At 43.5% G+C, this 14,962-nt stretch carries 10 protein-coding genes; 7 read left to right on the top strand and 3 right to left on the bottom strand.

Annotation, left to right across the window (positions count from 1 at the left end):
- Positions 1-17 precede the first annotated feature (17 nt).
- From rpoB to ACO05P_RS07560, 3 genes are read left to right on the top strand one after another with little or no spacing between them, the layout of a single operon-like run.
- Positions 18-3,812, top strand: a complete 3,795-nt coding sequence (gene rpoB / locus ACO05P_RS07570; RefSeq protein WP_421754543.1) for a DNA-directed RNA polymerase subunit beta — start codon at positions 18-20, stop codon at positions 3,810-3,812.
- Positions 3,813-3,837: 25 nt separating this feature from the next.
- On the top strand, positions 3,838-8,148 hold the full coding sequence (gene rpoC, locus ACO05P_RS07565; protein ID WP_421754542.1) for a DNA-directed RNA polymerase subunit beta': 4,311 nt from the start codon (positions 3,838-3,840) through the stop codon (positions 8,146-8,148).
- Between the two features lie 3 nt (positions 8,149-8,151).
- Positions 8,152-8,490, top strand: coding sequence for a DUF3467 domain-containing protein (locus ACO05P_RS07560; protein ID WP_421754541.1), 339 nt, complete (start codon positions 8,152-8,154; stop codon positions 8,488-8,490).
- Between the two features lie 89 nt (positions 8,491-8,579).
- Here ACO05P_RS07560 and ACO05P_RS07555 read toward each other — a convergent pair whose 3' ends face one another.
- From ACO05P_RS07555 to ACO05P_RS07545, 3 genes are all read right to left on the bottom strand, one after another.
- Positions 8,580-9,881 (bottom strand): M56 family metallopeptidase, encoded by a 1,302-nt coding sequence (locus ACO05P_RS07555; RefSeq protein ID WP_421754540.1) that lies wholly within the window; start codon positions 9,879-9,881, stop codon positions 8,580-8,582.
- Positions 9,878-10,252 carry a BlaI/MecI/CopY family transcriptional regulator gene (locus tag ACO05P_RS07550; protein ID WP_421754538.1) on the bottom strand — a complete coding sequence of 125 codons (375 nt, stop codon included), beginning with the start codon at positions 10,250-10,252 and terminating at the stop codon, positions 9,878-9,880. The genes ACO05P_RS07555 and ACO05P_RS07550 overlap by 4 nt, the downstream gene beginning before the upstream one ends.
- 265 nt (positions 10,253-10,517) lie before the next feature.
- Positions 10,518-11,204: a zinc metallopeptidase gene (locus ACO05P_RS07545; protein WP_421754536.1), complete on the bottom strand. Its 687-nt coding sequence runs from the start codon at positions 11,202-11,204 to the stop codon at positions 10,518-10,520.
- Positions 11,205-11,288: 84 nt separating this feature from the next.
- Between ACO05P_RS07545 and surE the strand changes: the two genes are divergently transcribed.
- The 4 genes from surE (at position 11,289) to ACO05P_RS07525 (ending at position 14,718) form a co-directional block, all read left to right on the top strand.
- Entirely contained in the window at positions 11,289-12,059 is a 771-nt protein-coding gene (surE, locus tag ACO05P_RS07540; RefSeq protein WP_421754534.1) for a 5'/3'-nucleotidase SurE, read from the top strand.
- 30 nt (positions 12,060-12,089) lie between these two features.
- Positions 12,090-12,377, top strand: a complete 288-nt coding sequence (locus tag ACO05P_RS07535) for a hypothetical protein (RefSeq protein ID WP_421754532.1) — start codon at positions 12,090-12,092, stop codon at positions 12,375-12,377.
- 66 nt (positions 12,378-12,443) lie between these two features.
- Positions 12,444-13,553, top strand: coding sequence for a lipid-A-disaccharide synthase (gene lpxB / locus ACO05P_RS07530; protein ID WP_421754531.1), 1,110 nt, complete (start codon positions 12,444-12,446; stop codon positions 13,551-13,553).
- The gene (locus tag ACO05P_RS07525; protein WP_421754529.1) at positions 13,546-14,718 is read left to right on the top strand and encodes a SpoIID/LytB domain-containing protein; all 1,173 of its coding nucleotides are present in this window, start codon (positions 13,546-13,548) and stop codon (positions 14,716-14,718) included. The genes lpxB and ACO05P_RS07525 overlap by 8 nt, the downstream gene beginning before the upstream one ends.
- The last annotated feature ends 244 nt before the right edge of the window (positions 14,719-14,962 follow it).

The following is a 14,962-nucleotide window of genomic DNA, read 5'->3' as shown; positions in this document are numbered from 1 at the left end:
CGGTACCCGCAATAGGAATGGAAAGAGTCAATTTTGCATCCATCAAGAATCATTTCGATTACCCCGATTTTCTGGCTATTCAGATTCAGTCTTTTAAAGACTTCTTCCAGTTGGAAACCAAGGCGGCCGATCGAGCTAATGAAGGTTTATTCCGAACCTTCTCCGAAAATTTTCCGATTACCGACTCGCGTAATCAATTCGTACTGGAGTTTATCGATTACTTTATCGATCCTCCCCGCTACTCTGAAGAAGAGTGTATAGAGCGCGGACTAACTTTCAGTGTTCCACTGAAGGCTCGTCTGAAACTGTACTGTACAGATCCTGAGCACGAGGATTTCGAAACTATCGTGCAGGACGTGTACCTGGGAACAATTCCTTATATGACCCCTCGTGGAACCTTCGTAGTGAATGGTGCTGAGCGGGTAATCGTTTCCCAATTGCACCGTTCTCCTGGCGTATTCTTTGGTCAGAGCTACCACGCTAATGGTACCAAATTATATTCGGCTCGTGTGATTCCTTTCAAAGGTTCATGGATCGAATTCGCCACCGATATCAACTCGGTGATGTATGCCTACATTGATCGTAAAAAGAAATTACCGCTTACTACCCTCTTGCGTGCAATTGGCTATGAGCGTGATAAAGATATTCTTGAAATCTTTGACCTTGCTGAGGAAGTTAAGGTGACCAAAACGGGTTTGAAGAAGGTAACCGGTCGCAAATTAGCGGCACGTGTACTTAAAACCTGGATTGAGGATTTCGTGGATGAGGATACCGGTGAGGTTGTATCTATCGAGCGTAATGAAGTTGTGCTCGATCGAGATACCATCCTTGAAAAAGAACATATCGAAGAAATTCTCGATGCAGATGTGCAAACAATTCTCTTGCACAAAGAAGACATCGAGGCTTCTGAATATGCTATTATCCATAATACCTTACAAAAGGACCCCACTAACTCTGAGAAAGAAGCAGTGGAGCACATCTATCGTCAACTGCGGAATGCGGAGCCGCCAGACGAGGAAACTGCCCGTGGTATTATCGATAAGCTCTTCTTCTCTGAGCAGCGTTATAGCTTAGGTGAGGTTGGGCGTTACCGTATTAATAAGAAGTTAGGCCTTGAGATCGAAAGCGATGTTCAGGTTTTAACTAAAGAAGATATTCTCAGTATTGTAAAATACTTGATCGAATTGATCAACTCTAAAGCAGAGATTGATGATATCGATCACTTGAGTAACCGTCGTGTACGTACCGTAGGCGAGCAAATGTCTAACCAGTTTGGAGTAGGCTTAGCGCGTATGGCTCGTACCATCAAAGAACGGATGAATGTTCGTGACAATGAGGTATTTACTCCGATTGATTTGATTAATGCGAAGACTCTTTCTTCCGTAATCAATTCTTTCTTTGGTACCAACCAGTTGTCTCAGTTCATGGACCAAACCAACCCTCTGGCAGAGGTTACGCACAAGCGTCGTCTTTCTGCTTTAGGACCCGGTGGTCTTTCTCGTGAGCGTGCCGGTTTTGAGGTTCGTGACGTACACTACACCCACTATGGTCGTTTATGTCCGATTGAAACTCCAGAAGGACCAAACATTGGTTTGATCTCTTCAATGTCGGTTTACGCCAAAGTGAACAAAATGGGCTTCCTGGAAACTCCTTACCGCGAAGTAAAAGACGGTAAGATTGATTTCGGTCAGGATCCTATTTACTTAAGTGCGGAAGAAGAGGAACAGAAAGTAATTGCTCAGGCCAATGCTCCGGTTAAGGATAGTGGTGAGTTTGTGAACGACCGGGTTAAGGTTCGTGATGAAGCTGACTATCCTCTGGTAGAACCTGAGAAAGTGGATTATATGGATGTGGCGCCTAATCAGATTGCCTCCATTTCCGCTTCTTTGATTCCTTTCTTGGAGCATGATGATGCGAACCGTGCCTTGATGGGATCGAACATGATGCGTCAGGCGGTTCCATTGCTTCGTCCTGAGGCTCCTATCGTAGGAACCGGCCTTGAAAAGCGCGTGGCTCGCGATAGCCGTGTTCTTGTTAATGCTGAAGGCGACGGGGTAGTAGAGTATGTAGATGCTCAAAAGATTATTATCAATTACGATCGTACGGAAGAAGAGCGCCTGGTGAGCTTTGAAGATGACTTCAAAACCTACAACCTGGTGAAATTCCGTAAGACTAACCAAAGTACTTGTATCAATATCCAGCCTATCGTTAAGAAAGGTGAGCGGGTATCTGAAGGCCAGGTATTATGTGAGGGTTATGCAACCGAAAGTGGTGAATTAGCACTGGGACGTAATATGTTGGTTGCTTTCATGCCTTGGAAAGGGTACAACTTTGAGGATGCGATTGTAATTTCAGAACGCGTTGCCCGCGATGATATCTTCACCTCTTTGCATATCGACGAATACACTTTGGATGTTCGTGATACCAAATTGGGAGTTGAGGAATTAACCGCTGATATTCCAAACGTAAGTGAGGAAGCCACTAAAGATCTTGATGAAAACGGTTTGATCCGCATCGGAGCTGAAGTGAAACCTGGCGATATTCTAATTGGTAAGATTACTCCTAAAGGAGAATCTGATCCTACTCCAGAAGAGAAATTATTGCGTGCAATCTTCGGTGATAAAGCCGGTGATGTTAAGGATGCCTCATTGAAAGCTTCACCTTCATTGAATGGTGTGGTAATCGACAAGAAGCTCTTTGCTTTAGCGCGTAAAGACAAAAAGACTCGTTTACAAGACAAGGAAGAAATCGAGAAATTGGATCAGGAATTCAACATGCAAGTTGAAGTTCTACGTCAGAAATTCCTCGAAAAACTTTCAATCCTGGTAGCTGGTAAAACCAGTCAGGGTGTTGAAAACGACTTGAATGAAGTAGTAATTCCAAAAGGAACCAAGTTTACTCAGAAGATTTTGAACGGAATCGATGATTATACTCGGGTAACCGGTGGAGTTTGGACTACTGATTCTGATAAAAATGAGTTGATCGCAACCTTGTTGCACAACTTTAAAATTAAGTACAACGATTACCTGGGTGCCTACAAGCGTCAGAAGTTTACCATTAGCGTGGGAGACGAATTACCTTCAGGTATCGTGAAAATGGCCAAAGTTTATATCGCTAAGAAGCGTAAGCTGAAAGTAGGTGATAAGATGGCGGGTCGTCACGGTAACAAAGGTATTGTAGCACGTATTGTACGTCAAGAGGATATGCCATTCCTCGAAGACGGTACTCCGGTAGATATCGTACTGAATCCATTGGGTGTACCTTCACGGATGAACATCGGTCAGATTTATGAAACCGTATTAGGATGGGCAGGAAAACGCTTGGGTCGCAAATTTGCTACCCCAATTTTCGACGGAGCCAGCTTAGACGAGATCAATAAATTTACTGATGAGGCGGGAGTACCACGCTTCGGACATACCCATCTTTATGATGGTGGTACCGGAGAGCGTTTCCACCAGGCTGCAACGGTTGGGGTGATCTATATGATCAAACTAGGCCACATGATCGACGACAAAATGCACGCTCGTTCTATTGGACCATACTCCCTCATTACACAACAGCCATTGGGTGGTAAAGCTCAGTTTGGAGGTCAGCGTTTCGGAGAAATGGAGGTTTGGGCACTTGAGGCCTTCGGTGCTTCCAATATCTTGCGCGAGATCCTTACGGTTAAGTCGGATGACGTTGTTGGACGTGCCAAGACTTACGAAACCATCGTTCGTGGTGATGCAATGCCAGAACCCGGAATTCCGGAGTCATTCAACGTATTGTTGCACGAACTGAACGGATTGGGACTGAAAGTTACCCTCGATTAATTAGTACGAATTTAATTCCTGGAAGATGTCATTGAGGAAAAACGATAAAAGCACATTCAACTCCGCCTTTAAGAGCATTACCATCAGCTTGGCTTCGCCCGAGTATTTGTTGGAGCGTTCTTTCGGAGAGGTGCTCAAACCTGAAACCATTAACTATCGTACGCATAAGCCCGAGCGTGATGGTCTTTTCTGTGAGCGTATTTTCGGTCCGGTAAAAGATTATGAATGTGCCTGTGGTAAGTACAAGCGTATTCGATATAAAGGAATCGTTTGTGATCGTTGCGGTGTGGAAGTTACCGAGAAAAAGGTACGTCGCGAGCGCGTTGGTCACATCAACCTGGTAGTACCGGTAGCTCATATCTGGTACTTCAAATCATTACCTAACAAAATTGGTTATCTCCTCGGCTTGCCTACCAAGAAGTTGGAGATGATCATCTACTACGAGCGTTATGTAGTTATCCAAGCTGGTAACGCAACTAAGGAAGATGGTAGCCCCATGACTTACATGGAATTCCTTACTGAAGAGGAATACCTGGATGCATTGGAGCGTCTTCCCGTAGAAAACCAATATTTAGAAGATAGCGATCCTAATAAATTCATCGCCAAAATGGGTGGTGAAGCGCTGATCGACTTATTGAGTCGTTTGGATTTGGATTCACTTTCTTATCAATTGCGGAACAAAGCCAATACCGAAACTTCTCAGCAACGTAAGCAAGAAGCTTTAAAACGTCTGGTAGTGGTAGAAGCTTTCCGTGATGCAAATACCCGTATCGAGAACCGTCCGGAGTGGATGGTAGTGAAAGTAGTTCCGGTGATTCCACCCGAATTACGTCCATTAGTTCCATTGGATGGTGGTCGTTTCGCTACTTCCGATTTGAACGACTTATACCGTCGGGTAATTATCCGTAACAACCGTTTGAAGCGCTTAATGGAGATTAAAGCTCCTGAGGTGATTCTTCGTAACGAAAAACGGATGTTGCAGGAAGCAGTAGATTCACTTTTCGATAATACTCGTAAAGCTTCTGCTGTTAAAACGGATAACAACCGTGCTTTAAAATCTCTTTCAGATTCATTGAAAGGTAAGCAAGGTCGTTTCCGTCAGAACTTACTCGGTAAACGTGTGGATTACTCTGCACGTTCGGTTATCGTTGTAGGTCCTGAAATGAAATTGCATGAATGTGGTCTTCCAAAAGATATGGCCGCAGAATTGTATAAGCCATTTATCGTTCGTAAGCTGATTGAGCGCGGTATTGTAAAAACCGTAAAATCAGCCAAGAAGATTATCGACAAGCGCGAGCCAGTGGTATGGGATATCTTGGAGAACGTAATGAAAGGTCATCCGGTGCTATTGAACCGGGCTCCAACTCTTCACCGTTTAGGTATTCAGGCTTTCCAGCCTAAGATGATTGAGGGTAAGGCCATTCAATTACACCCATTAGCCTGTACCGCATTTAACGCGGATTTCGATGGTGACCAAATGGCGGTTCACTTACCTTTAGGTTCGGCGGCTGTTTTAGAAGCGCAGATGTTAATGCTGGCTTCTCACAACATCCTGAACCCAGCGAACGGATCTCCGATTACAGTACCTTCTCAGGACATGGTTCTGGGTCTGTATTATATGACCAAGATGCGTGTAAGTGATGAAACCCTTACCGTTAAAGGTGAAGGTTTAACTTTCTACTCAGCTGAAGAAGCGGAAATCGCTTATAATGAAGGTCGTGTAGAATTGAATGCTAAAGTTCGCGTTCGTGCTCGTGTAGAAGAGGACGGCGAATTGAAATACAAAGTAATTGAGACCTCTTTCGGTCGTATCCTTTTCAATAAAGTGGTACCTGAAAATGTAGGTTATATCAATGAAGTATTAACCAAGAAAGCTTTACGCGGAATTATTTCCGATATCCTGAAAGCAACTGACGTGCCTACCACTGCAGACTTCCTGGATAATATCAAGCAACTTGGATTTATGACTGCCTTCCGTGGTGGTTTATCCTTCTCCTTAGGTGATATCATCATCCCACAAGAGAAAGATGAACTGGTTAGTAGTGCAGAAGCTCAGATTGAAGAGATCTTAGGATCTTATAATATGGGTCTTATTACCAATAACGAACGTTACAACCAGGTAATTGACGTATGGACTAACACTAATGCTCGTCTTACTGAGCGTGCCATGCACTACCTGTCTTCGGATCGTCAAGGTTTTAACCCGATTTACATGATGCTCGACTCCGGTGCACGGGGTTCTAAAGAGCAGATTCGTCAGCTTTCCGGTATGCGGGGTCTGATGGCTAAACCTCAAAAATCTGGTTCTTCAGGTGGTGAGATTATCGAGAACCCGATTATTGCGAACTTTAAAGAAGGTTTGTCAATTCTCGAGTACTTTATCTCTACTCACGGTGCCCGTAAAGGTTTGGCGGATACCGCTTTGAAAACAGCGGATGCTGGTTACTTAACCCGTCGTTTGGTAGACGTAGCTCAGGATGTGATTATCACCGAAGAAGATTGCGATACCTTACGTGGATTAGAGGTAACAGCCTTGAAGAAAAACGAAGAGGTTGTAGAACCATTATTCGATCGGATTATCGGTCGTACTTCTTTACATGATGTAGTTGATCCAATCAGCAACGAAGTGTATGTGAGGTCTGGTGATATGATTTCTGAAGATGAAGCACGTCGTATTGAAGAGTCTCCAATTCAAATGGTAGAAGTACGTTCAGCACTTACTTGTGAGAGTAAGCGCGGTATTTGTGCCAAATGTTATGGTAGAAACTTAGCCACCGGTAAGAAGGTTCAAATGGGTGAGGCTGTAGGTGTAATTGCTGCCCAGTCCATTGGAGAACCCGGAACTCAGCTTACACTGCGTACTTTCCACGTGGGGGGTACAGCGGGTAACGTTTCGGAAGAGTCTTCGATCAAAGCTAAATTTGATGGTACCGTAGTTCTGGAAGATGTTCGTACTGTAAAAGGTGAGGATAACGAAGGAAATGCTGTGGATATCGTGATTGGTCGTACGGGTGAATTCCGCCTGGTAGACAATAAGACAGGTATCAACTTGATGACCAGTAATGTGCCTTACGGTTCATTCCTGTATAGAAAAGACGGAGATAAATTAAGCAAGGGCGATGTAGTTTGCCAGTGGGATCCATTTAATGCTGTAATTATCTCCGAGATGTCAGGTACAATCAAGTTCTCTGATATTGAGCAAGGCTTTACTTACCGCGTAGAGATCGACGAGCAAACTGGTTTCATGGAGAAAGTAATCTCTGAAACCCGTAATAAGAAAATGATTCCAACCATTTCTATTCTTGACAAAGAAGGAAAAGAGTTGAAGCATTATACCCTGCCTGTAGGAGCCCACATTATTGTGGAAGATGGCGATAGCATCAAGTCGGGTAAAACTCTGGTTAAGATTCCACGTAAATCTGCGAAAGCAGGTGATATTACCGGTGGTCTGCCACGTGTAACCGAATTGTTTGAAGCGCGTAACCCATCGAACCCTGCAGTGGTATCTGAGATTGATGGTGTGGTATCTTATGGTAAGATCAAGCGTGGTAACCGCGAGATTATCGTAGAGAGCCGTACCGGTGAATTGAAGAAGTATCTGATCAACTTGAGTAAGCAGATTCTGGTACAGGAAAACGATTATGTTCGTGCAGGTATGCCACTTTCAGAAGGGGCTATTACTCCGGCGGATATTCTCGCTATCCAGGGACCAAATCGTGTACAGGAATACCTGGTGAATGAAATTCAAGAGGTATACCGCTTACAGGGTGTGAAGATTAACGATAAGCACTTCGAAACCATCGTACGTCAGATGATGCGTAAGGTAGATATTCAAGATCCAGGTGATACCCTGTTCTTGGAGAAAAGCCTGGTACACAAGAATGACTTTATAGAGCAAAACGACTGGATCTTCGATAAGAAGGTAGTAGTAGATGCCGGTGAATCTGAAACCTTACAAGCAGGTCAGATTATTACCGCTCGTCGTTTACGTGATGAAAACTCATTATTGCGTCGTGCCGACAAGCAATTGGTAGAAGCTCGTGATGCTAATCCAGCCACCGCTAAACCTGTATTGCAAGGTATTACCCGTGCATCTCTGCAAACGAAGAGCTTTATCTCTGCTGCTTCCTTCCAGGAAACCACTAAGGTTCTGAATGAAGCTGCAGTGAACGGTAAACGTGATTTCCTTGAAGGACTGAAGGAAAATGTGATCGTAGGTCATAAGATTCCTGCCGGTACCGGTATGAAGGAATACGAGCGTATTATCGTAGGCTCTAAGGAAGAGTATGAGAAATTGAAGTCCATCCAGGATTTAAACGTAGAAGAAAAGGTTTAAGTAATGGCTGAGGATTCTAACAAGGCTTCAATGCAAGCCCAGGCCCAGGAAGGGCAGATTAATGTGGAATTGAGTGAAGAGATTGCTGAAGGACAGTATTCCAATTTGGCGATCATTAATCACTCACCCAGTGAATTTGTAGTGGACTTTATCCGGGTTATGCCTGGAGTGCCTAAAGCTAAAGTGAAGTCGCGGGTGGTTTTAACCCCCCAGCATGCAAAACGACTCTTACGTGCCTTAGGTGATAATATTGCACGCTACGAAGCGCAACACGGAGAAATTCGTGATGTGGAAGCACAGGGATTCCCCATGAATTTTGGAGGACCTCAAGGACAAGCCTAAATCGGATGATCCGAGATAGGAATAGAACTAAAAAGCCCGACCAACAGGTCGGGCTTTTTTGATTGTAAGATGTGTATACATCCCGTTGTTCATTTCAGTTTTAACTGAATGGGAATGATCATTTTTAATCGCACTGCTTCCCGGCCTTTTTTCGCAGGAGCTGTAAAGCTTGGAATACTGGCTACCAGAGATTTGGCTTGGGTTTCGGCTTGTTCTCGGGCAGTTTCTTCTGCTTCTGAGCTTGTGCTCAGGCTACGTACTACTTCTACTTCGCTGATGCTGCCATTTTTCTCAATTACAAAGGCGACATAGATATTACCTTCCAAGCCTTCGGATTTAGCTAATTCGGGATAGCTGAAATTGTTTATGATATGCTCGGAGATGCTTTGGAAAACGCAGGCTTTGCGATCCTCAGCGGTAGATTCTTCGTTGCAATTTCCAGCAATAGGTAATTCATCTACCTCGGCCAGGTCTAAACTCTTTTCTTCTACTTTGGTAACCACCGCAGCAGAGGCATCATCGGTTTTATTACAAGCGAAAAGACTCATGCTAATGGCAAGTGGTAGAACTAGCGCGTATAAAGCTTTACGCCAGGGCTGACTTTGATTTGAATACATCATGGTAATTCGGGATTTAATTAAGGATGAATTAAAAAAGGGACTGGGAGCGAGAGCCTTTTCCGGAAATTTAAGGTCGGCACCCAGGGTGCTGCGGAGCAGCGTATGCGCATAATCTTCAATATTTTGATTTTGGACTAGGTCGGCATCTACTTCGTATTCATGTACCTGACGAAGTTCCTTGGCCAGAGCATGTAAAAAGGGATCAAACCATAGTAGGGTGTTTAAGACTTTGTAATAAAGGCGATCCCAGACATGACCCATTTTTTGATGGCGGATTTCATGTTCTAGCACTAGATGCAAATCTTCTCGATCTTTAAAGGAGAATGGAAGAAAAATATAGGGGCCAAAACAAAAGGCAGAGGAAATAGCCGAACTCCAATACAGTTTATAAGACTCTTTATTCTGGACTTCGGAAGTTTTTAAGAGGCGCCATAATTGAAACAGTCCCGAGGCAAAGTAAATAAGGGATAATCCGATTCCGATTACATATACAAGGGACCAGGCAGGAGGGAGTTGACTTTGTGCTGCTTCTTGCAGGTTAATCCTTTGACCTTCAATTTGGATTTCGGGTAATTGCCAAACCGGGAGGTTTTCCGGGCTGAGGTTTAAACTGAATTGGGGAGCAATTAAAGCAATCGCCAAGGCAGTTAGGGGTAGCGCAAGCAATAGGATTCGATTAAGCCGATGAAAGCTTAAGCGGGCAAACAGCAGTCGATAGAGAAGGTAAAAGGTACCGCTGAAGAGCAGGTAATATAGAATATTCAGAATCATGATTGCTTGCGGTTTTTCTCGATGATCTCAAGGATGTCGTCCAGTTCATTAGTGTCCAACTTTTCCTTTTCAACAAAGAAGCTTACCATTTTACTAAGGCTTCCGCCGAAATAGGACTTCATGAGTTTATTCATGGAGAACTTTTGATACTCCTCCTTGGAGATTATGGGGAAGTACTGATAGCCTCTTCCTTGGGGACGATGGTCTACAAATCCTTTTTGCTCAAGAATGCGCACAATTGTAGATACCGTATTCACCGCTGGTTTGGGTGCTTGCATTTCTGCGATGATCTCTTTAACACTAGCTGCTTTTAAACGCCATAAGAATTGCATGATTTCTTCTTCGGCTTTGGTCAATTCTTTTAGGTTCATCGTAAATCTTTGACACAAATAAACTAAAAATATAGTTGAAACTAAAATTTTAGTTGAAAAAGATGATTGTCGCGGCCGGGATAGGAGCGGAAAACCCGGAGGGCAGAGGCTGTTGCAGACGCGGGATGAGGAGCCTAACGGAGGAAGGCCCCGCAAGACCAAGCGGATGCCAGCACCGGACCGAGGATTTGGAGTGGATAGCCCTTAAGCCGCCAAAAAAAAAAGCCACCCCTAAGGATGGCTTTATATAGAAGCTGTTTTTGATTTAATCGTCGCCCCCTAAAAATGAGAGGTAATAGGCCAATTGCGTAATGGAAGCTAATGCGCCTACCACATAGGTATTAGCGGCAGAGTTTAAGGCGTCTTTTGCCATGGCATGTTCACCATGACCGGTGATACCTTTTTGTTGCATCCAGGCCAGGGCACGATTGCTAGCATCATACTCTACCGGTAGGGTAACCACACTAAAAAGGGTGATCGTAGCTTGCAGTGCTATCATAGTATAGATCACATAATCGAAGGGGAACATATTGATTACAAAGGCCCCCAGAAGCATCGCAATAAAAATATACTGCATCATGCGTGAGCTAAAGCTAACGATAGGCACCATGGCCGAACGGAAACTTAACCAACTGTAAGCTTTGGCATGTTGCACCGCGTGACCCACTTCGTGAGCAGCCACGGCCGCCGCCGCCACTGAGCGTTGATCGTAAACCCAATCACTAAGGTTAACTGTTTTATCCTTAGGGTTGTAATGGTCCGTTAGTTGACCGGGGGTGGAGATCACCTGTACATCGTAGATACCGTGATCATGAAGCATTTTCTCAGCGATTTCTTTACCGCTAAGTCCATTGTGTAAGCTGATTTGGCTGTATTTCTGAAATTTTGCTTTCAGTCTGTTTTGCACCAGAAAGCCGATGAGCATGAAGCCAATTAATATAATCCAGTACATTTTAGTTCAATTTATAGGAGCTTAATGAGCAAAGCCTATGCCCGGTTTGATGAATAGTAATAGTTTTGGGTATAATTTGAAGAAATGGCAGAAAAACCCTTGATTCTGGTTTGTAATGACGATGGAATTACGGCACCCGGTATTCGAAATTTGATTAGTGTCATGACTGAATTGGGTGATGTAGTAGTGGTCGCACCGGATAGTCCACAAAGTGGAATGGGGCATGCGATAACGATTACCGGAATTTTGCGTTGTGATCCGATTCGAATTGACGAAGGTCCACAAAGTGAATACAGCTGCAGCGGAACTCCGGTAGACTGCGTCAAGTTGGCAGTGAATGTAGTGCTGGACCGTAAGCCTGACCTGGTAGTCAGCGGAATTAATCACGGTAGCAATGCCTCAATTAATGTGATTTACAGCGGAACCATGTCGGCAGCCATGGAAGGATGCCTGGAAGGAATTCCTTCGATCGGCTTTTCTCTGTGTGATTTTGCCTGGGATGCCGACTTTAAACCAGCTTTGCCTTATATCAAGAAAATTGCGGCTAAGGTTTTGGCGGAAGGTTTACCTCAGGATGTGGTCTTAAATGTGAATATCCCAAAATATACCGGGGAGCCTTATAAAGGAATAAAGATGACCCGTCAATCGCGTGGTAATTGGGAAGAAGAATTTGATTCGCGCAAAGATCCCCGGGATCGCAATTATTATTGGTTAACCGGAAAGTTTGTGAATTATGATGCAGCCAAGGATCATGATGAGCAGGCCCTTGCTGATTACTATATCAGTGTAGTGCCGGTAAAGAGTGATTTAACTGCGCATGAGCATTTAAATCGATTGGCTTCCTGGGAGCTTTAATACTAGTCTCCGAAAAACGCGTTTTATAGTATGAAATCTAAAGGGACTCTGATTGCCGGCTTTATTACGGGTTTGCTGGTACCTCTTTTAAGTATGTATTTGATCGCACAATTCCGACCCGAGCTTTTGGCGATACAAAGATTTGATTTTAGCGAGGTTAAGCATTTGAATATGCAATTGATGACCATTACCATGTTACCCAATGCAGCGCTTTTCTTTGTCGCATTACGCTTTGAAAATGAGGACTTTGGTCGTGGTTTAATTAGTGCTACTATGCTACTCTTAGCCGCTGTGTTTATCTACAGATTCCTGTTGTAAAGTTTTCTGAACTCTTTGAAAGTCAGTTAAAGAGAAGCGTAATTTTAGCCTTAAATTAAGCTCTACTTGAAGTATTATATCATTGCCGGAGAAGCCAGTGGCGATCTCCATGGAAGTAATTTAATCAAAGCCTTAAAAAGGAAGGATCCACAGGCGGAGATTCGCGCTTGGGGTGGAGATCTTATGGAGGCAGAGGGCGCCCACTTAGTAAAGCATTACCGCGATTTAGCCTTTATGGGTTTTGTGGAGGTCTTATTGAATCTTCGCACCATTTTACGCAATCTCCGTTTTTGTAAGGAGGATATTGACGCCACAAATCCCGATGTGTTAATACTTATTGATTATCCGGGTTTTAATATGCGTATTGCGGAGTATGCTCGGCAAAAGGGATTGAAGGTGGTGTATTATATCTCTCCCCAAATTTGGGCCTGGAAGCAAAGTAGGGTACATAAGATTAAAAGAGATGTAGGCTTAATGCTTACAATTCTGCCTTTTGAAAAGGAATTTTACCAGCGATTCGATATGGAAGTTTCCTTTGTGGGACATCCCTTATTAGATGCGATACAAGATCGACCGGAATTTGAGGTGGCTGAACGAAGGGCTAGCATGAATTTGGGGGATGCCCCCCTGATTGCATTATTGCCTGGAAGCCGCAAACAAGAGATTAGAGCTATGCTACCGCTTATGATTAAAACCCTTGAGTCTATGGGTTTAAACTGGGTAATTGCAGGAGCACCGTCTCAGGATATATCCTTTTATGAAGAGGTTAGCGGTCGAAAGGATCTTCCGATACTATTTGGTCGGACTTATGAAATCTTGGAGATTGCGGATGCAGCCCTGGTAACTTCTGGAACGGCCACTTTGGAAACCGCCTTATTTGAAGTGCCGGAAGTAGTTTGCTACAAAGGCTCACGAATTAGCTATGAAATAGCCAAACGCCTGGTTAAGATTGAATACATCTCCCTGGTTAATTTGGTAATGAATCGGGAGGTGGTTACCGAATTGATTCAGCATGACTTTAGGGAAGATCGTCTCAAAGCTGAATTGCAGAAATGCCTGAATGAGAAGAGTCGTTCCGCTATTCTGGCAGATTATAAGGAATTAAAAGAAAAGCTCGGGGGAGCAGGGGCTTCAGAGAGAGCCGCGGAGGAAGTAAAAGAGTATGCGAGTGCATAGGTTTTTAATTGGGGTATTTCTGATCCTGTCTTTCACTAAGCTTCAGGCATTGGATTTAAAAGTGCGATTGTTTTCGGATCAAGCGGTGCAACGCTTTTTAATTACTCCAGACAGCTCAAAATTCACTTTGTTGGCCCTGCGGGCTGATGGCTCCAGTCTGGATACGATCTATGATATTTATCCCAAAGATCCCGCTCGCACTTTTGTGGTATCTGTCAAGGGCAAGTATATCCAACTGAAATTAGGAGATCAAACTTTAGGTGAGTTTGAAGGTCTTTATTTTTCGGGTCTGGATAGTCTGCATCAATTCAGGATTACGGCAAATAAAAAGAATAGAGCCTATTATGGTGGGGTGCGGGCTTTGGTACGTGGAGGCCAATTGCAGGTTGTGAATATTGTAGATCTGGAGCACTATGTAGCCGGAGTGGTTGAAAGTGAAGCCGGACATGTTCCCGAATTAGAATTCTTTAAGGCACAGGCGGTATTAGCCCGAACTTTTGCCCTGCGTAATTTAGGTAAGCATGAAGCTGAAGGATATAATTTGAAGGATGATGTAAGCTCACAAGTTTACTTTTCCAAGGCACATTATACTCATAAGGATTTGATTCTAAAAGCAGTTTCAGCTACTCGAGATACAGTATTAGTCAATATAGATTGCGATTTAATCCTCAGTGTTTTTCATGCCAATAGTGGCGGCATGACTGTAAATTCTGAGGATGTTTGGTTAAAACCGGTTCCGGAATTAAAGTCTAAAATCGACAGTTTTAGCATAGGAGTAGGCTCTTACTCCTGGGAGAAAAGAATTAATTCGCAACGCTTTTTTTCCTATTTCGCCCGGATGTTTGGTGTAAAGAATGATGCGGAATTACAAAAGGCTTTATTGAATTTTGAGCAGAAGGATAGGCAAAGAAACTTTAGTTATAAAGGGAAGAGTTTAAAACTCACAACCGTTAGGCATGATTTTAAGCTTCGATCTACTTATTTCACTATAGAATTGGATGGTGATGATGTTTTGTTGAAAGGCAAAGGTTTTGGACATGGAGTAGGTTTATCCCAGGATGGAGCTATCGAAATGAGCAAAAGAGGATATGGTTATCAATCCATTTTATGTCACTACTTTTTTGAAGTAGAACTGGAAAATAAGGACTTTATATTAGACAATTGATTGCTAATTTTGAGGCCAAAACCAAAACCTTGGGGTATTCAAATATTGACTACCGAAAAAGTCGCAGTTAAGCTTGTTTTAAGTTTTCAGAGCTAGGGATTGTATTAGTGTGAATTATTCGGAATCAAGCGTGGGACCAAGGAGAAGCTTATTTTTTTTCCTACCTTTGACCTCGGTTGGGGGAAAGGAGATTAGAAATTAACGGCCAAGCCTATGATTAGGAAATTTATCCTACGGAATTCGG

The sequence above is a fragment of the Croceimicrobium sp. genome (assembly GCF_965228705.1).
Taxonomy (GTDB): domain Bacteria; phylum Bacteroidota; class Bacteroidia; order Flavobacteriales; family Schleiferiaceae; genus Croceimicrobium.
The sequence above is the reverse complement of the archived record's forward strand: the minus strand, read 5'-3'. Positions and strand labels throughout refer to the sequence as shown.

Excerpts from the sequence above, each read along its gene's own strand:
- ACO05P_RS07535 (WP_421754532.1), top strand. The coding sequence starts at position 12,090 with ATGAAATCTAAAGGGACTCTGATTGCCGGCTTTATTACGGGTTTGCTG.
- ACO05P_RS07545 (WP_421754536.1), bottom strand. The coding sequence starts at position 11,204 with ATGTACTGGATTATATTAATTGGCTTCATGCTCATCGGCTTTCTGGTG.
- ACO05P_RS07550 (WP_421754538.1), bottom strand. The coding sequence starts at position 10,252 with ATGAACCTAAAAGAATTGACCAAAGCCGAAGAAGAAATCATGCAATTC.
- ACO05P_RS07555 (WP_421754540.1), bottom strand. The coding sequence starts at position 9,881 with ATGATTCTGAATATTCTATATTACCTGCTCTTCAGCGGTACCTTTTAC.
- rpoB (WP_421754543.1), top strand. The coding sequence starts at position 18 with ATGGAAAGAGTCAATTTTGCATCCATCAAGAATCATTTCGATTACCCC.
- surE (WP_421754534.1), top strand. The coding sequence starts at position 11,289 with ATGGCAGAAAAACCCTTGATTCTGGTTTGTAATGACGATGGAATTACG.
- rpoC (WP_421754542.1), top strand. The coding sequence starts at position 3,838 with ATGTCATTGAGGAAAAACGATAAAAGCACATTCAACTCCGCCTTTAAG.
- ACO05P_RS07560 (WP_421754541.1), top strand. The coding sequence starts at position 8,152 with ATGGCTGAGGATTCTAACAAGGCTTCAATGCAAGCCCAGGCCCAGGAA.